The organism is Mucilaginibacter defluvii, assembly GCF_039543225.1.
Classification (GTDB): domain Bacteria; phylum Bacteroidota; class Bacteroidia; order Sphingobacteriales; family Sphingobacteriaceae; genus Mucilaginibacter; species Mucilaginibacter defluvii.
In genome coordinates this window covers 634,061-659,200 of sequence record NZ_BAABJI010000001.1, presented here as the reverse complement: position 1 = coordinate 659,200, position 25,140 = coordinate 634,061, and the positions used below count along the sequence as shown (strand labels likewise).

20 protein-coding genes are annotated in these 25,140 nt (G+C 44.1%); all 20 read right to left on the bottom strand.

Annotated elements, in window-relative coordinates; genetic code table 11:
- Positions 1 to 66 precede the first annotated feature (66 nt).
- Positions 67 to 495 carry an ASCH domain-containing protein gene (locus tag ABD960_RS02930; RefSeq protein ID WP_345329387.1) on the bottom strand — a complete coding sequence of 143 codons (429 nt, stop codon included), beginning with the start codon at positions 493 to 495 and terminating at the stop codon, positions 67 to 69.
- Positions 496 to 499: 4 nt separating this feature from the next.
- Entirely contained in the window at positions 500 to 2,557 is a 2,058-nt protein-coding gene (locus tag ABD960_RS02925) for a GNAT family N-acetyltransferase (RefSeq protein WP_345329386.1), read from the bottom strand.
- A 412-nt stretch (positions 2,558 to 2,969) separates the two neighbouring features.
- Positions 2,970 to 6,116, bottom strand: a complete 3,147-nt coding sequence (locus ABD960_RS02920; RefSeq protein ID WP_345329385.1) for a type I restriction endonuclease subunit R — start codon at positions 6,114 to 6,116, stop codon at positions 2,970 to 2,972.
- 22 nt (positions 6,117 to 6,138) lie between these two features.
- Positions 6,139 to 7,344 carry a restriction endonuclease subunit S gene (locus tag ABD960_RS02915; protein ID WP_345329384.1) on the bottom strand — a complete coding sequence of 402 codons (1,206 nt, stop codon included), beginning with the start codon at positions 7,342 to 7,344 and terminating at the stop codon, positions 6,139 to 6,141.
- Positions 7,334 to 9,928 (bottom strand): type I restriction-modification system subunit M, encoded by a 2,595-nt coding sequence (locus ABD960_RS02910; protein ID WP_345329383.1) that lies wholly within the window; start codon positions 9,926 to 9,928, stop codon positions 7,334 to 7,336. The genes ABD960_RS02915 and ABD960_RS02910 overlap by 11 nt, the downstream gene beginning before the upstream one ends.
- 254 nt (positions 9,929 to 10,182) lie before the next feature.
- Complete coding sequence (locus ABD960_RS02905) at positions 10,183 to 10,365, bottom strand: hypothetical protein (RefSeq protein WP_345329382.1); 183 nt, start codon at positions 10,363 to 10,365, stop codon at positions 10,183 to 10,185.
- Positions 10,366 to 10,404: 39 nt separating this feature from the next.
- Complete coding sequence (locus ABD960_RS02900; RefSeq protein ID WP_345329381.1) at positions 10,405 to 10,839, bottom strand: hypothetical protein; 435 nt, start codon at positions 10,837 to 10,839, stop codon at positions 10,405 to 10,407.
- The gene (locus tag ABD960_RS02895; protein WP_345329379.1) at positions 10,814 to 11,083 is read right to left on the bottom strand and encodes a hypothetical protein; all 270 of its coding nucleotides are present in this window, start codon (positions 11,081 to 11,083) and stop codon (positions 10,814 to 10,816) included. Before ABD960_RS02895 ends, ABD960_RS02900 begins: the two co-directional genes overlap by 26 nt.
- On the bottom strand, positions 11,076 to 11,312 hold the full coding sequence (locus ABD960_RS02890; protein WP_345329378.1) for a hypothetical protein: 237 nt from the start codon (positions 11,310 to 11,312) through the stop codon (positions 11,076 to 11,078). The genes ABD960_RS02895 and ABD960_RS02890 overlap by 8 nt, the downstream gene beginning before the upstream one ends.
- A gap of 3 nt (positions 11,313 to 11,315) precedes the next feature.
- Positions 11,316 to 14,390, bottom strand: a complete 3,075-nt coding sequence (locus tag ABD960_RS02885) for a hypothetical protein (protein WP_345329377.1) — start codon at positions 14,388 to 14,390, stop codon at positions 11,316 to 11,318.
- A gap of 4 nt (positions 14,391 to 14,394) precedes the next feature.
- Positions 14,395 to 15,399: a hypothetical protein gene (locus tag ABD960_RS02880; RefSeq protein WP_345329376.1), complete on the bottom strand. Its 1,005-nt coding sequence runs from the start codon at positions 15,397 to 15,399 to the stop codon at positions 14,395 to 14,397.
- Complete coding sequence (locus ABD960_RS02875; RefSeq protein ID WP_345329375.1) at positions 15,399 to 16,025, bottom strand: DUF6712 family protein; 627 nt, start codon at positions 16,023 to 16,025, stop codon at positions 15,399 to 15,401. Before ABD960_RS02875 ends, ABD960_RS02880 begins: the two co-directional genes overlap by 1 nt.
- A gap of 102 nt (positions 16,026 to 16,127) precedes the next feature.
- Positions 16,128 to 17,411 (bottom strand): hypothetical protein, encoded by a 1,284-nt coding sequence (locus tag ABD960_RS02870; RefSeq protein ID WP_345329374.1) that lies wholly within the window; start codon positions 17,409 to 17,411, stop codon positions 16,128 to 16,130.
- Positions 17,408 to 17,641, bottom strand: coding sequence for a hypothetical protein (locus tag ABD960_RS02865; protein WP_345329373.1), 234 nt, complete (start codon positions 17,639 to 17,641; stop codon positions 17,408 to 17,410). The genes ABD960_RS02870 and ABD960_RS02865 overlap by 4 nt, the downstream gene beginning before the upstream one ends.
- Positions 17,642 to 17,753: 112 nt before the next feature.
- A complete protein-coding gene (locus ABD960_RS02860; protein ID WP_345329372.1) occupies positions 17,754 to 18,338 on the bottom strand; it encodes a hypothetical protein in 585 nt (194 codons plus the stop codon).
- A gap of 85 nt (positions 18,339 to 18,423) precedes the next feature.
- Positions 18,424 to 19,635, bottom strand: coding sequence for a hypothetical protein (locus ABD960_RS02855; RefSeq protein WP_345329371.1), 1,212 nt, complete (start codon positions 19,633 to 19,635; stop codon positions 18,424 to 18,426).
- 111 nt (positions 19,636 to 19,746) lie between these two features.
- Positions 19,747 to 20,943: a head maturation protease, ClpP-related gene (locus ABD960_RS02850; RefSeq protein ID WP_345329370.1), complete on the bottom strand. Its 1,197-nt coding sequence runs from the start codon at positions 20,941 to 20,943 to the stop codon at positions 19,747 to 19,749.
- A gap of 406 nt (positions 20,944 to 21,349) precedes the next feature.
- Positions 21,350 to 21,583, bottom strand: a complete 234-nt coding sequence (locus ABD960_RS02845; RefSeq protein WP_345329369.1) for a hypothetical protein — start codon at positions 21,581 to 21,583, stop codon at positions 21,350 to 21,352.
- 68 nt (positions 21,584 to 21,651) lie between these two features.
- A complete protein-coding gene (locus ABD960_RS02840) occupies positions 21,652 to 22,392 on the bottom strand; it encodes a hypothetical protein (RefSeq protein ID WP_345329368.1) in 741 nt (246 codons plus the stop codon).
- 215 nt (positions 22,393 to 22,607) lie between these two features.
- Positions 22,608 to 25,115 (bottom strand): coiled-coil domain-containing protein, encoded by a 2,508-nt coding sequence (locus ABD960_RS02835; RefSeq protein WP_345329367.1) that lies wholly within the window; start codon positions 25,113 to 25,115, stop codon positions 22,608 to 22,610.
- Positions 25,116 to 25,140 lie beyond the last annotated feature (25 nt).

The following is a 25,140-nucleotide window of genomic DNA, read 5'->3' as shown; positions in this document are numbered from 1 at the left end:
CAGTCAAATTTAAAAAATCTGCAGACTATCGAGTAATGTATTTTAGCTATCCACTGAACGCTGATACTAAACAATCAAATGTTTAAAATCCCGAAGCGTGCTGAACTTTTTAAGATACTTAAAGGTCTGCGGCGGGGTAAAATCTGGATGGATAAGTTTTATGGCACTTAAAAGAATTGCTTCGTTGAGTGGCAGGACGCTTGTTAATTCAATACCGACAGCTTTGTTATGGTCTTGATAGTATTTGTTAAATCCGTCAGCGTCAATTCCCAACCTGGTGGAATAGCGTTGCCACATCTCGCAGGGCGAACATTTGATAATTTGTTTAACGGTTGCAATAGCTGTGATCGCTTTTTTTGGTTGTGTAGTATAAATGATCAGCATATCTCCCGGTTCAGCCTTAGGAGATGACTTCCTAAGCTCAATGGTTTTACGACCCGCGAGCATCTCCTCAACATACTTTTCTTTGACAGATATTAGAATCAGCTTGCTCATATAATTAAAAACCATTACCTAACGAGTACAGTTCCATAAAGGTACTGTTTTTAATACGAAGCGGCGACTGGAAATTGTTGTCTGATTCATCATTCCGAGTTAGAATCTCCTTGATTTTATTAATGGAAACAGGCAATGAGAACGACTCAGAGTCGCTGAACCGTAGCACTTTTATCGGAGCATTTGGATCGTCTTTGACCAATTTAAGAATATCCTTTTTCCAGGAATACACACCAAATTTTTCGTGTTTTGCAAAAACTTCGCGCGCTGGTCCAACCACTATTTCATTTAGGTAGGATGAGCCTACGATTGCTTTTTGCCTTAAAGCGTAATTTTCCGCACTGGCATACCATAGTATTCGTGCCGGGCATCTTTCTATGTTAGGTTTGACGTTCCGGTAGTAAACATTTTCTATGCTCCAAATTAAACTGGGTTGTACACCGAACAGTTCTGACTTGGCTGCCTTCGTATCAAATAATGATTTTGCATAGTAAGGCTTGATTGGGATAATAAAGCAAGGCACATCAATGTCTCGCAATTTCATCGGCCATAAAAGTTTTTCCAACGTCAGGCCAGGAACGAATGCATCAGGCGTTAATCCGCTGGCAAAATTTCTCAGATCCGGTATTTTTGCAGCAATCGGTGCAATGACTTCATGTACTTCATTGCAGGCATACAAACCTGATTTGATTCCTCTGATATAAGTATTTTGCTGCTCAAAGAAGCCTAATCCCGTTAATAAATCTTTTTCAATATCCGTTAGACAAGAATCAGCGATAACAATAAAGTTTTTATTTTTTGATAGGGCCAGTTTAAGCAGGTCGTTTACATTTTGAATAAAGATGGTTTGGCGTAATGAGTATTGCTTTGTACGAATGATTGGAACATAAAGTGTTTCGCCTTGTTCAAAGTAACCAAATACACTCACGATTTTCTCAGCTTCTTTAATAGTTCTCACGCAACCTGTCGGTTTGGCGACCAGATCATTGATAAGCCCAGTGAAAGATGATTTTTTTTCTCCTTTGCCGGTATTGAGAAAATTATCATCTATCGCCGAACGTTCATCCGGTCGCATTTTGGCGATAGTAAAACTGTTAGCCGACAGTTTACTTGGATAATAATCTTCTGCATGAATAGTAAGGTCAATTTCGGCGATCAATGCAGACGGTTTAACTACCTTGAGTCGGTAGAGGGAAAAAATTGCTTTGGCTTGTTTCAGGATGCCCTCGTCTAAAGTTACAAAGTATGGAAAACCTGAAAGAATAGACTCGGCGATTTGCCGTCGGTCGGAACGATCATTATCAGATGTGCCCGTAAAAAGTTTGAGCAATTCTGCCTCAATTTGTTTGATACTTGGTTTATCAATGTTCAGTTCTTGAAAATTTTTGAGAAATACTTTGCTACGCTCTCTACGCTCTTGATTATCGTCCCTAAAAATCTCACTGGTCGTTTCAGACGTCTGATAATATTCAACTTCGGTAGCGAGCCAATCGCTTTGAAGTTGCCTGATCTCGTCCCTGGAATTATCAGTTACTGATAAGTCGCGCAACTTAACAATGATATTGAAATCCAGGATGGCCTTTACTTTATTATTTTGTTGGACAGAGAAGAGGTCCTGACGCCCAAAACTGAACCACCATACGACCAAGTGAACATTGGGGTTATTACCACGACTGGGTAAATTACCTTTGGGTTGAAAATTATAACGCGTCCAAAACGCGATTGCCTGTTCGTAATCGCTACGGCAATTCAGTCTTATTCCTATGGCTTTTGACTTGTATTCATCAACGAGCTTATTGAGTAAACTTTCAGCAATGCCCTGTCCTCTGGATGCTTTATCAACACACAAATGAACAATAGAAATAGTCTGATTTCTGAATGTGTACCGGAATTGCAGATAACCGACGACATGTGAATCGATTTCCGCAACCAGTATCCAACGTTTAGCGATACAGTCCCTAAAAGCATCTCTGGGCATTAAACCGAGCGTTGCGCGATTAAGCCCCCATATCTTGATGATGGCATCTAAATGATTATGTTGTGCGAAAGAGATTTTGGGCATGTGATCAAGAAGGAAATCGAAGATACTAATTGCCAGTGTTATTTACTCACAAGCATTATTTATATTCAATCCCATCATTATTGGAGTGTCAATGATTATGATCTATTGATGATCATTTTCTATTGCATCATAGAGGAAAGTTTTTACCTTTGTATCAACAAAGTTCTTACACAAATTGCATCAAGAGAAATCAAAGTATTCGGTCACCTTTTCGGTCACCAATTTTTGAAGACAATATAAGCTGCTGATATTCAGCACCTCAGTAAAGTATATGTGTTCCCAGCGGGATCACGGAAGAACGAAAGCCTCTCTGAAAATTCAGAGAGGCTTTTTTACTATATAAATGCCTGGGTTTTTTTAGGGATCATGCACAATTAACCGCAAAATGTCCCTTGTAATTGTCAAACTTACTTTACCCGGGCAATTCAAAACCATCTTTCATGATAAAATCCTTAAGCAACTGGTCTATTTTTATACTGACGCTGAAATTAGGCAAGGGGCTGCCCGCTAATTTCTCAAAATACGCCCTAGCTTTTTCGCGGTCTACAGTTTGCTTGAGCTCATCAAAACGGCCATATTCGTTCAGGTTGAGCTCAGTTACGTTGGTTTGCATTATTTGCTGCAACATATCCTTATCCACGCCTAAAACGGCCGTAAGCTTTATTATTTGACCGTACTTAGCCTCATACAAATAATCGGTAACATACTCCTTAAATGTTTTGCCAGCCTTTAGCCGCACGTTGCCGCTCATTACATCATTCAAAAATATGTTGGCATACTTTTGCTCTTCCTGCGTAAGGGTGGCGAATGACTTATGCAGCTCGTCCAATATCATCTTGCGCTGCCCGTCGGTAATATCCGCCTGCTCTAACGAGCGTATGTATTTTACAAAACGCGAGTTCATGTAATCGGCATCAATTTTACCGGTGTCAATTTCCACTATATAGGGTTCAATTTCAAAAGGGATGCCCGGCTGGCCGTTACCCGCCGCGGGCATGGTAAACATCTCCTTGTAACGGGCCAGCAAACTGTTATAATCGTTTTCATCAAACTGCATATCAATTACCAGGCGGGGCTTACGGTCGGTAAACGTGTATTGTGTTTTGCTCCACTGAAAACCCTGTATTTTGGCGGCCTGCAGGTACTGGTTAAAAGCTTTAAACAGCTTGGCAAACTGCCCGCGAACGCTATCGGCATCGGGCAGTTTTTCAAAGTTTTGTATACCGGCGTTGGTAAACAAACCGGCAATTTGCCCGTAGGTAAAATTCATGTTTTGCAGCTGCCTGTCCAACCGTTCAACAAACAAGCCGTAAGGCCTGTCGCCCGAGTAGAGTTTTACCGCCTTATCAATATTTTGATGCATGGTATGCGGCATGCGGTAATATTTTATTACGCCAAAAGGCTTATCGGCCCCAAACAGGCGGTTTGTACGCGAAAATGCCTGTATAATATTCTCGTACCGCAACACTTTATCGAGGTAAAGCGTATTTACCCATTTAGAGTCAAACCCTGTAAGCATTTGGTCAACCACGATGAGCAGGTCAAGCTGTTTTTCGGGCGATCGCTCCAAACGGTCATACGGTTTTTTATGCGCCAGGCGGTTGGCTATATCCTTTTTAAACTTGCCGTGCGTAGCAAAGGTAAAATCCTGTTGGTAGCGCTGGTTATAGTCGGCCATCAGCTCCAGCAGTCCATCCTCTTTAAAAGCGAACCCGGCATTATTATCAATATGCGGATCAAACAGCGCGGTGGTTTTAAGTTCCGGAAATTCAGCCTTTAACAGCCGGTAATACTCAATAGCCTCGGTAATGCTGCTGGTGGCCAGTATGGCATGAAACTTATGGTTATGGCTCAGCCGCAGCCATCCCTCTTTAATATCGGTAACTACGGCCAGCCGGTGCCCGGCGAGCTCATACTGCGCGCTGTTCAGGTAATCCTCAATACCTTTTACGTATTGCCCGGCATTATCATAATAACCGGCCATGGGCACTGTTTTCTGATCCATAAAGCGGTAGTAGGTGGCGCTTTTGGCAGCATCGGCAATGGCCTCGGCCTCGGTTGCGGCTTTGGCCTCCTGCAGGGCAACGGCCTTGCGTATATCTCGATCGCGGTAGGTGAGCACCTTGTAGGGGTCAAAACCAAGCACATTGCGGTCGCGTATGCCATCGGCCAGGCTGTAGCGGTGCAGCTCGTTACCAAAAATGGTTGAGGTGGTGGCTTCTTTACGCTGATTTTCATCCTGTATGGGTGTGCCGGTAAAACCGAAGAACACCGCCCGGGGGAACGCCCTGCGGATGGCTGGCAGCATATTTTCGCCAAAAACGGTGCGGTGCGCCTCGTCAACAATAATTACCAGGCGTTTAGCGCGCATCTGCTCCAGGTCATGGCTGTTGAGGCCATCCTCATCGCCCCCTATATTGCTCATTTTTTGTATCGAGGTAACGATCAGCGTATCGGCCGGATCATTGCTTTTGAGCTTTTTTACCAGCACATAGGTATCTTCAGTAGCCTGCACAGTTTGGTTGTCATCGGCAAAGCCGCGGTACTCGCGCAGCGATTGCGTGCCAAGTTCAATCCTGTCCATCAGGAATACCACCTTATCGGCATCCTTGGAGTTGGCTATCAGCTGGGCCGATTTAAAACTCGTCATGGTTTTGCCCGAGCCGGTGGTATGCCATACGTAGCCGCCGCGCACGTCGGGGCGTTTCCAGTCGGTTCTGGCAACTTTATCGCTTATGGCATTGGCGGCATAATACTGGTAGCTGCGCATTACCTTGAGCACACCGTCGGCATTATCGGCCACGGTATACAGGCCGATCATCTGGTGGGCCATAGGTATGGAAATGAGCGAGCCAGCTATCTGCCGCCAATCGTTCACGGGTTCGTTATTAAAATCGGCCCAATGAAAAAAATAGTCCTTGTTGAACTTACCGTCCGGACCGGGGTTGGCAAAGTACAGGGTTTCATCGGGCGTTATGGCCACAAATATTTGTATGAGCGCGAACAGGCCCGAAAACACACCCTCATAGGCGTATTTTTCAATTTGGGTACTGGCCTGGGTTACATGTATGCCCGATTTTTTGAGTTCGAGGTGGATAACCGGCATACCGTTAATAAGCAGCGCCAGATCGCCGCGCCTGTTGTTGAGTATTTTTGATTTGCTTTTGTAGCGGGGCTGCCGCGCTATCTGGTAGCGGCTTTGGCCGGCGGCAATCTCCAGCCTGTCATATATCTTGAGGCTCACCTCCCTGCCATAGTGCAGGGTGTCGGCCGGGTTATCGCGCGTAATGGCTACGCTTTTGCCATTTATAAAACCGTTGAGCTTTAGCGGGGTGCGCAGGCCGGTTATCTGCTCCAGTATCTGCTGCATTTCGCCGGGGGTGAGCGGGATATTATTGAGGCGGTCAACCTCGCGGTTGTTTTCAAAAAGTATAGTGGCCCAGTTGTTCAGCAAATCCTCTTCGGTAGGGTTATCAAGCACGGCGGCCTCCCAGCCCTTGGTAGCCAGCAGCTCAATCATCGCTTGTTCAAACAGGGCTTCGTTGTTATAAACTATCATTGGGTTTGGGGCGATGTTGCGTTTAGATAAACATTTTTTGCAGCATGGCCTGCTTAAGGTTTTTTAGCTGCTTTATTTTTTGCTTGGATTGGCTGATCAAATCATCCAGATTTTTGAAGTACTTGCCAATTTTTTGTTGTTCTTTAATTGACGGGACTTTAATTTCCTTCTTTAATAATTCATCTTTTGTGATTCCTTTTATTGATGTTCCTTGAACTGCATGCAGATCTTTTTGAATTACATTACTTATCGCAAAAACTCCAAATATCATATTTACGTTTAAGTTGCTTAACGTAAAAAAATCCTGACTGGTAGTAAATTTAAACGGCACTATACATAGCTTTCCTACGCCTACACGTGTAACTATTGTTATTGAGTTTTCAGGTATCAATTTTGTAGCCGAATGCTTCAAACCTAATTTTGTAATATGTTTCTTTACAGAGAGATTAAGCAAGGCGTTTTCTTCTAAATCTGATGATTGAATCCACGGAATATTTCCATTCCAATAATTTGCGCTTGATGTACTTGGCGTCCCTCCGCCGTAAAAATTTTCAGCCGTTTGTCTTAAACTCATTTTCTCCCACTTCCCGGCAAACCCTTTAAATCGAATTTCGGGAACATCGGCGCCCGCTTTCGGAAACATTTTTTCGAGCATGGCCTTTTTCAGGTTGGTTACCTTTTCCAGCTTTTGCTCCTGCAAACCAATCAAGCCATCCAACTCCTTAAAGTAATTGCCAATTTGGGTTTGTTCGCTAAGTTCCGGTAGCAAAATAATCGTTCTTAAAATATTACTATTATAAAGCCTTTTTATAGTACTCCCTTCCAAACCGTCCCATTTCACTACCGAATAAAAATTTTTCAAATACTCATTTAGTACAGCATTTCTGTCGTGTTTAAGCCAAACGATATTTGAATCTTGAAAGTATTCATCCGCTCCAAGGTATTCAACAGTTTTGCCTATACTTCCAGCGGCAGAAATAAGGACATCTCCTTTAACTGGATAAGGATATTTGCTTTTGTAAACATCGAATAGAGACTTAGATATGAACGCATCGGGTCGATCTCCAAAAGTACCAATTTTATAAAATGGAATTTCTCCTTTATCATCAGTTTGATGTTTAAAAATCCGTTTATTCATAGCCACAGAGCCAATATCCCCCAACCTTTTCTCTCCCCATTCCCCATCAAACCCCTTAAAGCGAATGGCGGGTAATTTTTTAGTTGCCATCAGCGCTGCCGGTTAAAAGTTTCTGCCATTCGTTAAGTCCCTGCATATCATGTTCGGTGCCGGTAAGTTCGCCCATCATTTGGGCCAGCGCCTGCTCTGTAGCCTGTAACTGGTTGCTTACCTGCTGCAGGGTAACGCTGTATTTACCGGCCAGGTAATTCACCTTTTGGGTAAGGGCGGCAATGCTGTTGGCCGGCAGGCTTTGCAGCGCGCCCAGCAGCGGGCTTATCCACTTACGCTCCAGCAACCGGCGCGCCTGCTCATCAGTTAATGCCTCAATGGTTTTTTTGGTAAGCGCGTGCAGGGCATCGGCCTCGTTCTTAGCTTCGCGTTTCAGGGTTTTCTCTTCGGTTAGCAGCGCGTTTACCCGGTATATCCTGGTTTCATCGTCATCATCGCGGTATTGCCTTCCCTTTTTCATTTCGGCGGCAATCTCCCTGGCGGCCTTTATCACTTCGGCCGCCACAAAGGCGTCCTTGGCTTCGTTAGTAATATCGCTGTCCTTAACCTCATCGCTCAGGCCGTCAAGCAGTTCTTCGTACAGGGCAGTAATTTCGGCCAGGCGGTTTTCCTTAGCAATCAGGCTTTGCAGTTTATCGCCCAAAAGCTCGCGCTGTACCAGCTCAAATGGCAGTATATGGCCCTTCCAGCCTTCCTGTATCTCGGCATCCTTGCCCTTAAGCTTTTTGGTTACCAGGTTGGCGTCAACCTGTTTGGCGGCGGCAAAGCCTTCGGTTTGCAGCATCTCCAGGTCGGCAGCTATGTTTTGCCAGGCGTTATCCAGCAACTGGTAGGCCTCGTACTTATCAATCAGTTCAACCTGCTGCAGGCGGCTAAAAATACCGGCGCTCAATACGTTTATTTCTTTGGCAATGCTCAGCGTCATCATGCCGTTTATCAGCCTACCCTTCAGGTACTCGTCAAAACCGGTAAAAGCTGCGGTAAAGGCTTGGTTAAACGCCTTTACACCGGCATGGGTTTCAATGCAGTTAACCACATCGCCGGTTTTCAGCTCGGCCATTTCGGCAGAAGTATGGGTAAACAAACTTTCACGCAGGCCGGGCAGGGCATCCCAGTAAACAGATAGCGCGTTAATTTCATTTACCGGTATACCGCCAAACATGGTAGCGTAAATATCCCAGCTTTCGGCGGGCTCGCCACTGTCAACATACCGCGGAATATTGAGGTTGTACTCGTTTTCGCGTATCTGCCCGCGGCTCACCAGCGCGGCGTATTTGGGTATGTGCTGCCGCTCAATAACGGCATCGGCAATACGCTTAATGTCTGACGCGCGCAGCCTGTTGTTCTTGCCATCCTTAACAAAACCTCTTGACGCATCGACGATCAGTACATCCGTTTCCTCGCGTTTTTGCTTCAGCACCATAATAATGGTGGGTATGCCCGTGCCAAAAAATATATTGGCGGGCAGCCCTATAATCGCGTCGATATGATTTTGCTCCACCAGGTTTTTGCGGATGGTGCCTTCCTCGCCACCTCTAAACAGTACGCCATGCGGCAATACAATGGTCAGGATTCCGTCGGGCTTTAAATGATACAAATCATGCAGCAGAAATGCAAAATCAGCTTTTGATTTTGGCGCAAGGCCAAACCGGGCGTAGCGCGGGTCGGCATCCTTATCGGCAGGCTCCCACTTTTGCGAGTAGGGCGGGTTTGAAACCACGGCATCCAGGTACAGCGGTTTGTAGGAGTGCACCGGGTCGCTCTCATCAAAAAACGGCCAGTCATCCTCAAGGGTATCGGCGTTGCGGGTTACAATGTTGCCTATGCTTATGCCGCGCATAATGAGGTTCATGCGGGTAAGGTTATAGGTGTTTTGCATGAGCTCCTGCGCGTAATATTTAATTTTGTTTTGCCCGTCCAGGTGCTTGGCCACACTTTTACCAATGTTTATAAGTAATGATCCGGAGCCGCTTGTAGGGTCATAAATATCTATTGTTTCGCGGTTTTTAAGGTGATGGGCAATTATCTCCGACATTAAAACAGAAACCTCGTGCGGCGTGTAAAACTCACCGGCCTTTTTGCCAGCGCTTGACGCAAATTTTTCGATAAGATACTCATATACAAAGCCAAGCACGTCATAATCCTGCCGGCCATCCATAGGTATATCTTTAATCAGCTGTATTAGCTGGCTAATCGCTTTGGTTTGCAGTTGCGCCGTTTCTCCCAATTTGCTGAGCCCGGTTTGCAGTGTATCAAAAATACCATCGAACAACTTTTTATAGCCGGGATGAATTAAACGGCTGAACGCCGAAAGCGCGTCGCGCACGTCAGACACCTCAAAATCGGCCCCTTTTGCTATCCATGTTGAAAACAAATCCTTATAGGCTATAAAATAACCTATCTTCTCTTTTATAAAATTTACCGGCTCCTCGTTCTCTTCCGAAAACGCTTTGATATCTTCGGCTGTAAAGCCTTCCCTGAGGGCAAACTTTACTTCATTCTCCGAAAGGTATTTATAAAAAATAAAACCGAGTATATAATCCTTATAGTCGTTCGCCTCAATTTTGGAACGCATTTGATTTGCTGATTCCCATATCCTGGCGGCTAATTGCTGTTTATTCATTAAATCACTAACTGTAAAATATTTAAGCCAAAAGCATCCGGCTCATTTAAAAAAATTGAATGCGGCGTTAAAATCCTGCAAACAAAGGTGCACCAATAATTTATTTATTCCATAGTTATAAGCAGGTAAATACGTGTATTCCGAAATTAATAATTGTAGCCCATAACAACAAAAAGCCCCTCTGATAAATCAGAGGGGCTTGGAGCGTATGCCTGTGCAGTTTAACCCGGATAATTTGTTTTAAGCATAAGTTTTTATTCCATACGCTTAATAATGGCATTATCGCCCTCGTGGGGCACTTCACCCACCTGGCTATCGTCGGCAAGGGCTTTACCGTTGATCAATTGTTGCTTAAGGGACTCAAGCTCGGGCTCGCTATCAATTATTTGCAGCAGTTTATCAAACTGTTTTGTGGTTGCTTCAATTTCTACTTTCATAGCCATAGCTAAGCAAAGCCCACGCCAAACAGAGCTACGTTATTTACGCTGATATTTGTTTTTATAATACCACTCCAACAAATAAACCCCATCGCTCCAGCTTAACCTGTTTTTTGAAACCTCACAGGCGCAAAGCACCGATATGCTATGCAGGTAAGCGCACTTAACTTGCTGATCCATGGCATTCAATTCGGCTACTGCTTTTGCCACCACGTTTTCCTCATTATGCTGAGCCAAATTTAACTTGACCAATATAGCGGGCAGTACCTGTCGCAGCCAATTTTTGAGTTTATCGTCGACCGTGCCTGGTATCAGGGCTGTCAAAGCATCTGCACCCGGCGAATCAACGAAAGTCTTCAGGTTTTCTGTTACAATAACGGCTATTTCAATAGCCTGCCTAATCTCCACTGATACCTTTGAAAACAGGTTTTTGATGAAATTTGCTATCTTATTTAAAATTCCGGCTATATTCATTTCTACTTATTATTATTTCTTTCATTTGTTGTTGCAACAATGCCACCTGTTCTTCAAGCACCTTTAACCTAATCTCGCTAATTCTCGATTGAGCCTGCTGTTCAGTCTTGAGTTCACTAATGTCGATTTGAAGCTTGAAGTATGTTGCCATTACTGAAACCACTATGCTGATCATACTGAAGATTGTGACGACAAGGTTTTTCAGCGTGATGCCTTTTATTTCTTTGTGCTCGATGTTAGTCATGGTTATCGTTTTCTTTAGATGAACCCAGGTACTGCTTTATCGCGAACTGGGATATTGCAACGATAGTGGCCCCTACCGAGGAGAGGATAGTAATAAAACGATCAGAAAAAGTTCCGATGTCGGACAGGGAGAGCGCAAGGCTTATTAAGCCGGCCCCGAAAAGCTGCGCGCGTTTAAAAAAGGCAGGCGTCTCTGCTGTGAGCCGCTGCCATAAAGTGTATATTTTCATAGATTAAGGCTTTAGCAGGATGTCAAACAATAGGTTATTTGTACCTGCGGGCGGTGGTGAAACAAATGTTACCGTAACATTCGTTGCGTCAACCGAAGCATACGCAATTCCTTGAGATGCACTATTACGAGGGGTTACGGATAGCGAGCTGTTAGACGACAAGCCGCTTAAGCCATGCGGGATAACGATCGTGTTTCCTGCGCTACTACCGCTACCGGTCAGCTTTATAAAATACGGTTGATTGGCGGCTACTGCATAAAAGTTAGCAGATATTCTACGTAAGGAATTGCTTGAGTCGTCCTTAACGAGTAAACTATCACTTCCAGCAACGCCAACAGGTGTATTTATGAATATCGGCGATTCTTTAAATGAAACGATTTGATTAGCGCGATTAGCGCTGAATACTGTTTGCGGCGTGGTTCCTGCGTCATCCCAAGCATAGAAAATAAAATTTGATCCAGCGTTTGATCCGCTTTCTGTGGTCGCGGTTAACCCGAATGTAAATCTATTTTTGTTGGCCCTACCCAAAGCATAACCAACAAGGCTACCAGCATTTTTTTGCAGCATCACCGGATAGTCGCCGGTATTTGCCACAGTAAAAAGCCGATTACCTGTGTTTGTTTGTAAATTTAAAATGTAGTTATTGGCAGAATTACCCTTAATTGTAAAGCGGTCCGCAAGGCGATTCGTGTCCAAGAAATTAGTAACCGTTCCGATGCCAAAATTGCCAGCATAATCCATTTCAAACGGGTAAATGTAATTACCGTTTGAATTCATTTGCCTAAAATATAACCTGCCTCTGTTATCATATCCACCTACGTCGATAGTTGTTTTACCAGCGTAACCAGGATTAGCAAAATCCCTTCCCCACATAGAAATAGTGGGGCCTTGGCTTGGCATATTTGTAGCGCGGAGGTTTAGTTGGCCATCGTTTCCACTTAGTTGATAACTTCTTATCTTCGAAGCTTTACTGACATCCAGTGTTATGGCTGATGAAAGAATCCCTTGGTTGAAAAAAGGGTATGAAAATGCACCTTCCGCGGTTACATTGACTAATATATCTTGCTGTGATGCAGGATATGTTTCCGGCCCAGACCGCAGATCATCTACATTTTCAATGGACGTCTTGACCAGAGTGCTACCTTTGGTATACCCTGAGTTATTAGAGCGTCTTACGATAGACAGGTCTGTTAATCGATATGCATTTCTATTAACATCGGAATTAATCGATGATAAACAATAATCTTTAAAAATGTTATTAAAGACTGATATCTGTATTCCAAACCTAGATGACAACCCATTCCACCTCGTCTCATTTATTTTATTCCCCGTATAAATTTTATTGTCGACGTAATTATCAGTTAAAGCGACACCATAGGTCGTATTATCTTCATAAATAATGTCTTTAAAATAGCTATTACTGGTTGCTGAACCGTTGACAGTAGTTAATACGCGCTTTATATGGTCGGTGGTTTTGAATATATTATTTTTTATATTAAATTGAGCGTAGCACTTACCACTTCCGTAGGTCAAATTGTAACTTATAAACAAAGCGTAAGCAACACTACTGTCGGCCATAGCGGCGTTTTCGAACAAAATGCTATTGTTAGCGAAAGAAAACACTGCTGACGTATCTACAGGCTTGTAAACCCTCATAGCCACACCTTTACTATCTGCATTTATGTATTTAGCTCGAAAGGTATTTCCAGAGATATTAAAAGAAGTACCGCAAGGTTCATTTATGTATAGTGAAGTACCCGGCGAGTTAACTGTATTACCAACATCTCCGATATTCCAGCCTACATTGTTATTAATAAAGGTGATATCCTTTCCTCCTATTGAAGCTCCCGTAGGCATATTATTGCCATCTATAACCGCAAATTGGGTATTACCATGGATGTTAAAACCGAATTCTCTGGCCGAAGATGATTTGGTATTCTTAATATAGATAAATCTGTTTACGTAAGATCCGCCGCTGGCGAAACCGTGCCGAGATCCAAATAAGTCTGAATTTAACAACTGCATATCCTGACAGCCGCTATTAAACGCTAACCCGTAACTCGTTTCGCTCGCCGAATTGGTTTCTTCATCAAACTTATATGAAAAAATATGATCGAATTTTAAAGCCAGACACTGATTTACGGATATATTCGCTCTCGCAGCGTTATAAACAGCGACATCTTCAACAGCAGAGCGGAAAACGTAATTTAACCATATACCATTCATTGTTGAAGCAGTGTAGGGTATAGCGTACAACGAAAACCCTTTCAAATCACATTGTTGCATCTTGACCTGATACAATTTAGTACCAGCAATTGTTGTATAATTACCATTGACCGGATGATCTACAATGATCTCCTTAGCGTTTACCACGTCATTTCTGACAATAAAATATTCACCTTCCTTATAATAAGTCCGCCAAAGGTTGAAGGACGAATTCACCGTATCAATTAGCCTGACAATATCCCCTCTTTTTAAGTTTACGTTAATCGGCAGAATAACCGATGTATCACCCTTTTTTACCGGGGAACTTACCGATGAAAGCAAGGACGCGGTACCCTCAACCTTCAAAACTCCTCGGTTTTCAGGGAAACGGCTAACATCTGTACCTGGTGCTATTTTGATCATGGTAATATTACTCCCCCCTCCGATTACCGCCCTTAAGCCGGTTGCATTAAGGGTACTATCTACATAAATGGTACCGGCAGGTAGAATCAACCTTAACTTTTTCGCTTTTGCATAAGCTGCTGCTTTGTTAAATGCCTTAACGTTTGCATTTGCACTACCAGGCAAGCTATCCGCTTTTAAACCGAACTTGGTGGCGTCTACACCGAAAAACGCAATTGTATCATTTTTCAATCCCTGCAATAATTTATTGGTTTCAGTAGCTGAGTAAAATCTGTTTGCTCCGTAAAATGGAAAAGTTACCCAGGTCTGCCGCATACTATCAGCAGGATTTTTAATACGGAACTGTGGCGTGGTTTGTATGGTGCCCTGAGGCAGCGTCGTGGTGTTTTGCGCATAACTTAAACCCACAAAAAAGCTTAAGCACCACGTTATTAAATGTATTTTCTTCATAAGTTTATTTTATGGTGATTATTAAATTATCTATGGTGGTTGATCCGTCGCCACTGTCATGACCGTATACATGGATTGTATTTAAACTTCCGGCTGAGTAGCGTTTCTCTATCATCACATCATTCACCGATCGGCGAATATTGTTTGATGCAATCAAATCGACAGTCACTACCGGATCGTTTCCAAAGTCACCGAACTCAGCGGCGTAAGCAATTACAAATGGAATAGATGATCCTTCCGGGATATTTACGGTTATAGCCTCAGCAGGTTGGTATATTAACGATACGCCCTGCGGCCAATCATTATCCGCTTTAGGCCCATACAAAGTGTAACTGGTTGCATTTAAAAAGAAGTCGCCGTTTTTACCCAAACTGTTTGATGGATTGGAGTTACCATAAAGCAACGCGTTTGCCCCTTCGCCTTTTATGCTTACGCCTGCAGGCCAAATACCCGCTGATTTGGGACCAAACACAGTAAGCGTAGTAGTATTAAAATAAAAGTCGCCGTTTAAGCCCATGCTGTTAACCGGATTTGCCGTGCCGCTCAGCATGCTGTTTCCTCGGGGGCCTTGCGGACCGCTCGCCATAGAAAAAACCTGAAGCCAGACACCACTACTTTTTTTGTAAAAAATGCCTGTATCGATATTTACATAGCTATCCCCATCAGCGCCAATTGCTCCAGCCGGTATTCCCGAAGCATATATAGTGGTGTTACCGGTTGCACTATTTGGTACCGGGATATAGGTGCTCAGCCATACAGCATTCACTTTCTGATACATAGCCCCGGAAAGCGCATCAACAAACACATCACCGTTTTTACCAAGGTTATTTTGAGGCAACGTTGTACCAAAACTTACATTCGCCCCTGCATATATATTGCTGCTTACAAAGCCAAGCAACTGTTCAAGATTATATTGATAATCAGCTCCATCCTTTACAATAACTGATACATCGTCTGCCGTAAGCGCCGATACCACAGGCAGCTCACTTATTTTTTTATCAGTCGCCATTAGTTTAAAAATTCAGTTATCGGATAGTATAATTCAGGCGTTGAACCGGTAAGTGGGTAATTGTAGCGGGTTCTGTCAACTGCGCGGATACGTGGACCTGGTTGCCTTGCTATGCGGCTTTTGTTACTCATCTGCCACTGCGCAAAGTGCTCCTTATGGTCATCCAGAAAACGCTCGATGTCATTAGCATAAGCGTTAGCTATGCTACGCTGCTGCTGCACCAGCTTCATGATCTCGGATGTAGCCAACGCCTGCCCCACGTCCTGATTTTTGATCACCGGGCCTGTTGGTGTATAATGCACGGCATCGTTCTCAATAAAACGGGCGAATGTAAAATATACCAATGCCGGGATGATACCTTCATACAGCACAATATTTCCTTTATCATCCAGATATTCGGCACCGTTTAGAAGATCTTTATAATGCTGGGGAGTCTCCGGCTTCAATATCCCGGCTTCGTCAAAATGGCTCATCAAACTGTTGAAAAGATTTCTCCCCAACAAGGGTTTCAGATCCAAATCCTGTGCTTTTTTAATGAAGGCATTGAGCCGTTCGGGTTTAATGTTTACCGATATGTCCTGATATTGCTGAAATGTGCTTTTGTCAATTAAATATATCTGGGTCATGTTTAAAAATGTAATTGGTGATAAAATGACGGCGCTTGAGTAAGCGTCGATTAATGAATAGAGGTAATCAGTTAAACCGATCCGCAAATAATTATTGACAAGTTATATCAACCCCTGCACCATGGCCTTTGCCTCAGCCTGTTTAAAGCCGTAAGCGTGTATGAGGGTGGCTATTTTGCTTTCTGCAGGCAACTGCGCAAGTAATAACTGGTTAATGGCGGAACCGGCCTTTACACCAATACTATCTTCGGCTACATTGGCAGGTACAGGTACTATATTCCAGTTTCCTGATGGGTTTAAAGGTTTATGATAATGGCTGAATAATTCCTCCAGTACCTCGGTTATCTCTGCCCTGTCGGGCGCGGTGTTGTCATTAAATTCACGTATGGCTTCTTTTTTTTCGCCGCCATTGCTCAGGCCTGATGATTTTTCAGGGTTGACCAGCTCCTTTGGTACCGAAAAACCTTTGATAATACGCGCCTCAACTGAGCGCTCCGTGCTTTCAAAAAGCTTGTCGTTATTCTGGATGGAGTAGGGTTGAAACTCGGGCTTTGATTTTTCGTCCTCGTATTCTATTACAATGATCTTTTGGGCACTCTTAGCACCCTGAAACGTACCCAGGTCTTTTTCCAACTGCGATGGAGAATTGTTACTCTCCCCTACGCCGCCGCTATTATCCGCTTCCTCGCGACGGGCCGGCATGAACAGCATGGTTGACGGCAGAAAACCGGTTGTAACCTCGCGGTTGTTAAAAGCCTTTATACCGGCCTCTGTCTCAAAATCCTCCCAAACACTATCAGCTTCTATCAGCGGATAATCATCAATCTGCGGATTAAAATAAAATAACTGGCCCTTGTATTGCTCCCAGCCTCCGGCTGCTGATACCTGCTGTTTTATTACTTCAGGGTCAGGGTTATACCTGTCAAAAAAGATCACTTTGCTGCGCGATATATGCTTCCAGGTCTTTCGTCCCCAATCGTTATACACAGCATACTTGTCTGCAGTATCCACATTATCTGTATCGCCCATGCGGATATCCTCAAACTTTACATAGTTTACCGTGCATATTTTAAAATTGGCGTTATAATTTACATGAATACCAAAGCCGGTAAACAAGGCTTTATCGGTAGCAACAGCTTTTAAAAGCTTAGCCAGGGTTAACCCCTTGCTGTTGATAATCTGCTTACCCAGTTTAGCCTCTTCAAAACCCACACCGGCTATAAACTTCGCTCTTTTATTCCAGCAATCCTTTGCCGTGGGCGATGCCGCTACCAGTTCAAGCATCCGTTGCGGATAGGCATTATCAATATCAAAATTAAGAATGCCGAAAGTTTGATTGGGCCTTACCAGTATACGGCGCTCTATTTGCGGGAGATACGTTTTCATTCGCCACCCTCCCGCTGCAAATCACCGCTTTGCTTTTTAAGTGTTTTTTCTTTGCCAGATGCCTTTACCTTCACTTCGGCTTTAACAAATAACGATGCGATATGCGGATACCGGTTGAGGTACCATTCCGCCTGCTCATCGGTTAAGTTATCATTGGTATGAGCCGCCGTTTCGCCGGGTGCAAACTGATGCTTGCCAGGCTTTAACACATATTTTTTGGGTGTACTCATTTATTAAAATAATTAAGATCATTGCCCGCGGCTATTGATGCTGATGGCCCCGTTAGATGATAAGGTTATTTAAAGGCCGGGGCAATGATGTGTTTAAGCCATCAGGATAGGGTTAGGCCACTAATTCTTCAATCGCGGCGATGGTGCTGGCATAGGTAGCCGTGCCTGATTGCGGCGCGATAGATACGGCACGCGGCGGATAAGGCTCCTTCAGCTTTTCCGGATTACTCAGTTTTACTTTGTAACCGCCATCAAGCGCCTCGTCAGCAGCGTTACGCTCAGCCTCGGTTAGTACCAGGCCATTTACCGCGCCATACAACTCTACAGCCGAATCACTGGCTTTGTAGTTATTTACCACAATAGCACGTACCCTGCCATAACCCATGGCTTGTAGCTGCGCTTTTATTTCAACCGACAGGCCGGCCACGTTGAAATCAATCTCCTCGGTATAGCGGGGACCTACCTGTGTTTTGGCCAGTTTTGAGGTAGCATTAAAGCTGTTATTAGTACCTTCAAACTTGTAAACTTTGGCGGTTGCCACGGCAGTAAGGCCAGTTACTATCAGTGGGTTGGTGGTGCTATAGGTCAGCGTAATTTCATCCTCGTTAAAAATGTATATTACATCCTCAACACCGGCGGTTACAGGCTCACTTGCGCCCAGGGCAAAGCCCGCGTTTATTTTATTATAAATCGACATACTTGTTTTTTATGAATTAGATTTTTGAGAGAACAATACCGACAGGCCGGATCATTACGATCCGCTTCGGTTAGTGCGCGTTTGGTTACGCGCCCAGGTAGAAAAGTTCGTTAGCGAACTTGAAGTTAACGGCCGCCTTCATGCGGGCTTTCATGCGAACCACGTTATCATTAGTGTAAGGTTTCATGTAAACGGTTGAAAGCTCTGAAGCATCGCCCAGCAAATCAACACCCAGGAAAAGGTTTGACGCACGCGCCCCTAAAATAGTATTAGCCTGCCAGTGGTTCATCAGTTGCAACGGAATGCCCAGGTAGTCCATTTTCTTTTTATCGGTAAAGGCATTCAATACGTTCACCGCTTTATCTGCCTGTGCCTGTGCATAAGCGTAGCCTATGTGTAACGGTACCTGCAGGTTAAAATCGTCCTGACTGCGGTCGGCAGGGTCAAGCTGTGCATATACCTCGCCTAAAACAGTTAATACGTTGCTGGCATTAATGTAGCTTACGGTTGCCGCGGTAGCTGTACCGGTAAAGGTGGCAGGCTTGCGGGTGTTAATTTCGTTAAAGTTACGCATCAGCTTAAAGGTAGTAGCGCTCAGCACTTTGATAAAGTACGATTGCCCCTGAACATTGGGCGCGCCGGTGGTACCATTGGTAGTATCCTTGCTGCTGCCTGTAACCGCGGTTACAGTAACCACATCGCCATCAGCCAAAGTAACGGTGCTTGATACGGTTACCACACCCGAGGCATCAATTGCCGTAGCTGCCATTGAGGTTGACGGTTTACTTAAACCAACCTTATACACGCCTGACGCTGCCGCGATGCTTGGCAACAAACCGATGAATGGTGCAGTGAAGGTAGCCTCTTTGGTTGCGCCCTTGCCCAGCCAGTACAAACGCTCGTTAGCAATTTGTATTTTGGTTAAGTAACGTTGAACCATAAAATCCGACAGGTCGACAACGCCTTCGTAATCGCTGAAAGCACCCGGACTAAGCCTTTGGGCTTCCCATGATTGTACCAGGTTGTCCCATTGCTCCTGTTTCATAAATTCATAGATCACCGGGTCAAGGTAACTTTCTGTTTGCGAGGCCGTGGTACCCTGATCGTTAAACATACCCGATGGGTCCTGCAGTTTTACGTCATCATCAACATCAAGGATGATCTTGCGCGATTTAACGTCGTTAATTACTGTTAACAGCCCGCGCTTTACCGAGTCGGCCTCTAGCAGCGTGCTTGCCATAAAACCCGCCAGCGCTTCGCCGGCATAGGTGTTGTTTGTAAATGTAAATTGAGCCATTTGTTAATTTGAAGTACCCCAATCTCTAAAGGGGCGTTAGGAATATTGATAGGTTATAATAATATAGATGATAAGGTTTTATTGATGAGCAAGAGTTTCCCCTTTAGGGGGTTAGGGGGCTGTAGTTTTATCCTGCACTGCCTTTTTAACAGCGGTGCGCGCAAGTTCGCTCTGCGGAGTGAAAAACGGCACTTCTTCCGTTTTAGCTTTCGCGCTTCGTTTGGAGCCTACAGGCATAAAATCCGAACGAATCTCGTTACGCACCTGTTCGGTTGTTTTACTGAGTTTTGTATTGGCGGTTTCTAAAGCAGCGCGGGCTTCGGTAAGCAAGGCATTTTGGGCGTGCAGCCGGGCTTTAAGTTCCTGGATACGGTTCTCCACCTCCATCTTTTTAGCCGGAAGTTTTTGTTTCTGTTTTTCCGGCGATGGTTCTTCATCGGGTTCTGTTTGTGCCGGTTGTTCAATTTGCTCAACCAAGCCATCAGTTACCTTTAGTTTTTTGCCGTTCGCTGTGGTGTAAATGTCGGTACCGGCGGGTTGGTGCATTTCCTCATCCTGGTAAACCTCGCTGCCCTCGGCCAGTTCCCCCTCGTGATGCAGGGTACATTTGTCGGTTATGGTATGCTTGTTTACCACCCGTTTAAAGAAATTCATAATCTTATCCAATACCGTAGCCGTTTTTTCGATAAGCTCCTTGTTCTCCGTGTTCATGTTTGTATTTGTGTTTAGTATTTTGTTGATGCAGCGTTGATATACCGCAGGCGCGGTTGAGGCGAATTGTTTAATGTGCAGGCTGTTGGTGATGGGCGCGCTATAATCATCCACCCGGTCAATAAAACCCAAGCTAAGGGCCTGATCGGCAGCCATCCAGGTAACGGCGTTTATCAGGCTGTTAATCGTAACACCGTCCAGGCCCGATCTATCCATATAGATCTGCGCCAGGCGTTCCTGTACCACATTCAGCATCTGTACATCTTTCAGCAGTTCATCAGCGTTACCGCCGCTGCCAACCATGGGTTTGTGGATCATCAGTAAGGCGTATTTACCCATCACCACCGTATCGCCGGCCATGGCTACCACTGATGCTGCCGAGGCGGCCAAAGCATCAATATAGACCGTTACTGTGCCGGGGTACTTCTTCAGCATATCGTAAATGGCGATGGCATCAAACGCGCTGCCACCTGCCGAACTGATATGTACATCCACATCGGCACCCGCGGCAACATCTAACTGGGTTTTAATGTGGGCGGACGACAGGCTGCCCGAGCCTATGCTATCCGTTTCGTTATCATATAAGTATATTTTCATTTTAGTTTGGTTATTTGTCATCAAAGCATGATGCGCGGCTGAAAAAAGCCTGATGCCGGTACGGCATTCCTGAAACTGTCGGTTTAAACAGTAATCTCTAAAACCGCAATCAGCGGTTGTCCGGATCTTATTTGGGTTATCGGTCATCCAGGTTTTTGGATGACCTCGTTATCAGAGGCGAAACGTTATTACAAATTTCAGGATTTAATTTCGCCTTATTGGTGCCTTTAGTTTGGCAGTAGGTATTTATTGTGTTGCCTGTTCAGGCGATTCGACAACACAAATATCGCAAGAAATTATTGATGTAATGGTGCCATTAGTATGGCAGTACCCACCCAACCCTCCCAAAGGGAGGGCTATAAAATAAAGTCCTCTCCATTGGGGAGGATTTAGGAGCGGTTTTCAGCTATTCCTCCGTAAAGGTGTTGAGCGCTCGCCATACGGTACGTTCGGCTTTGTCAAATTTCACTTCGGCCTCCAACACCGCTTTGTTCAGGCTGATGCCGCGTGTTTTTACCTGTGCATGTACCCATAAATAGATCTCGCGATAGGTAAATACTTTGGCACTGATTAGCCCGGATTTAAATAGCGTTGTAAGTACGCCGGTTTGGTAAAGTGAGTTAGCGGTTTGAATGTTCATATTAATATGTTAATTATGCCATTTAGCATATTTTAAACAAATAAAAATCCCTTTGTTGGTTAGTTACTTTACTTTATCAAAGTTACTTTTCCGTTAAGCAAGAGGTACGATTGGTATTTAGGTTCCATGTAGATCATATCCCGATATACCTTGCCAGCTGTTTTTACTACGTTAACACGTTCCGGGTCGCCTTTTATCAGCGTTACCTGTTCCTCCGTCATACCGAGAGTTACTTTGCCGGCTTTGATGTTTTTCCATACGGTAGCCGGGTATTTGTAAATGGTTTGAGGGTCTTTGGTGAAAAATTTGTTTTTGAAATAATTTACGGGATCTCGCATTGTATTAGTTCCACTCACATCAACAACGCTATGCCCTACAATGCCTTTATCAGTTTTAATTGTAAGTAATACAGGGGCATCGTTATTTAAACTCGGTGAAACATTTATAACTATAACATGCTCAAACCGTACGCTATCAATTCTAACCAAAACATCCTTGCGATTATAAGGATTACCTATTTTTAAAAATTTAAAATTGATCCACAAACTTTTGTTAAGAAATAATTTACTAGCATTTTCAATATCTTTTAAAGGCGACATGTTGTTAAAGGACTTTAAAGTCGAGATTGCTGACTTATATTTTATCCCTGCACTATCAACAAAATTTCCATAATTAAAATCATCATCAATTGATATAAGTTTCAAATGCTTGCCTGCTGTGGTTGCTTTAGCTCGTTCTTCGCCGGTAGTTACATTAGCTAAAAAAGGATAACCACGACTCATATCATCTACATTCAACGGCAATACCACGTATGTTTCGCCAATAGTTTCTTTTAAAGTACGGTATCGAAACGGGCCGATATAGGTACGTTGCTCTTCGGTCAGTTTTTCGGCGTTTTCTTGCTGGCCAAAACATAAAGATAAATTTAATGATAAAATTATCGTACAAATCAGGCGGTTCATTTTGCTAATTTTTTTGGTAAATATAATTAGCGAAAATGATATTGGCAAACAATGTTTAAAAACTACAGGTTAACACGGTCAACCGTTCGGGCAAGGATGCTTTGCTGTGTGTTGATATCCTTAACATCAACATATACGGGCGGAAAGTTATTTATAATTTGATAGGCCAGCGTATTAGCCATTTCCTTAACATCGTTAACCGGCTGGCTGTAATAACGCCCGGCATTGCCGCCATCGGTATAAACACCGCCAAGCGCATAAGCGGGCGAGGCATTGCCCGTCGAAAAATCGCGCCCGCCATAGGCTACATTAATAGCGCTTACCAGGTTACGGGCCCAGGGGTTACGCATGGCTTCTGAAACTACTACCGCCTCACCCGAACGCAGATAGGCATTGGTGTCATCTGTACGGCTATAGCCGGATAGTAGCGCCCCCCGCCCGTCAGACATAAAGCGGCCACCACGGGCATACCCCGGTTTCTGCTTCACAATATCGGCAATAGAAGTAGCACCCTGCGCCGCCATAAATGCCGCCTGAGCTATACCCAAAGCCTGGCCAATAAACGGAATGCCCGAATAGGCTTGTAACGATTCCATAATAGCTTTTCGCGTACTAATAATAATATCGCCAACAGCGGTGGCTTTTTTGGCCACAAAGGCAGCTTTAAATATGGCCGAATCCTTTTTTGAATTTTTGAGTATTCCGTCAATCAGCTTATCGCCTGCATGCAGTTTCGCGCTAACCAAATCCTGCTCGAGCACGGTGCGTTTAGCGGCATAATCCGCCTCAATTTTTTCAACCGACTCCCCACGTTTTTGGGCCGCTGTTACAGCCTGCTGGTGCTGCAAATCAAGCAATTGCTGCTGTAGTAGTAACGCTTGTAAATGTTTGCCATTCTGCTCGTTTTCAGTAATGGCATTCCGGAGTTTATCCTGCTCTTCCTGGCTTTTGTCGGGCTGGGCATTTTGTTGGTTAAGCGCGTTTTGCTTTTGCTGCTGCCTGGTATCAAACTGCTCTTTCCAGGCGGCCATGTCTTCAAGGAGTTTCTTCTCTTGAGCTATTGTTTCATTTAAATTTTGAATTTGATCAAAACTCAATTTATCATTATCAAGGGCTTTTTCCCGAAAATCTATTCTCTCAGCGAGAACTTTATATTCCTTCTGATACTGCTTATTCCGATCCTCAGTTTCCTGCGTCAGCCGGGCTTGCTCACGGGCGGTAACATCGTCAATGTTATCCAGTTTCAGTTGCTTCAGCTCGTCTTCATAACGCTGTAGTTGCGCCACATCTTCCTGCTGAAATTTGTTACTGATAGCTTTCAGCGTTTTGGCTTGTTCCGTATCAATCTGCGCAAGATCTTTTTTACTTTTTGCATGTCCGGCCCTTAATTTATTAAAATAAACCTCGGCCGTTTTTATTTGCTCCTCATAGCTTTTTAACGTTTGTATGGTTTGCCCGGCTATTTCCTCAAGCCGCTCCTGGCTGGCCAATCTGAATAGATCATCCTGCTCCTTAATAGTGGTACGGTACGAGTTATTAATAGCAGCGTTATTTTTCTTGGTATCTATCAATAGGCTAACACCATATTTTTTTACATCATCTTCGACCGCTTTAATCAGTACGCCGTTCTGCTTGTTTAACAGCGTAGTATCCGTACTTAAATCAGCAATACTTTTTTGTGTACGCTTTACTTTTTCCTCAAGCTCATTTATTTCAATATAACCAAAAGAACCATTTGCAGAAGCAGGCACACCCATACTTGAAACTTGCATAGGCACCTTATCCAATTCTTTTTGATGCTTACGGGCCGCCTCTAACTGCTGCTTTTGTGCTTTTAGCTCCTCGTTAAGTTTACCGGCGCGTGTTTCATTGGTTAGTTTACGTTGCTCATTATTTACCATCAAATTTTCGGCAGCACGTGCCCTGGCCGTGGCAATGATGGATTGGGCAAGCTGATCATACTGGCCTTTAGCCTGCCCTGCTAAAATAACCTCATCCTTAACGTTATTAAAATAAGCCGGATATTTTTCCTGCAGGGCATTAACCGCTTTCTTTCGCTCGGTCATGCCTAGGGTAACATCCTGCGTGGCGTTGTAAAGTAAGCGTAGTTTAATCAACTCATCCTGGGCCGATAAATTACCGCGCTTTTGTACTTCAATTAACGCCCCCATTACAATGCGGCTATCCTTGAGCGCTTTGCCGTAAGCCGTTAAACGCTGCTCACCCTTTAATAAGGATGATACCCAGCTTAAAATCTCCTTTCCGTATACGCTAAGCAGTGTGATGCCAACTGATATAACGCTATTCCATGAAAGTAATGACGAGGCCAGTTGTTTTAAAACGCTTTGCGGCTTTTGGCCCGATGCAACAAGTTCCCTGTTTTGTGCATTGAGGTCTTTTATCGACTCAACAACTTCAGGTAATTTCTCGCCAAGGGCGGATAACCCGGCTTCAAAACCTTGAGCGAATTTAGGGTATATACTTATAACTTCAGTTAATGAATTTTTCAATTCATCAACGGCCTGCTGCTGTGCTTTTAACTGATCTTCAATGTTATAAAAGTTTGCCATGTTATGTATGTTTTATATGCCAAAT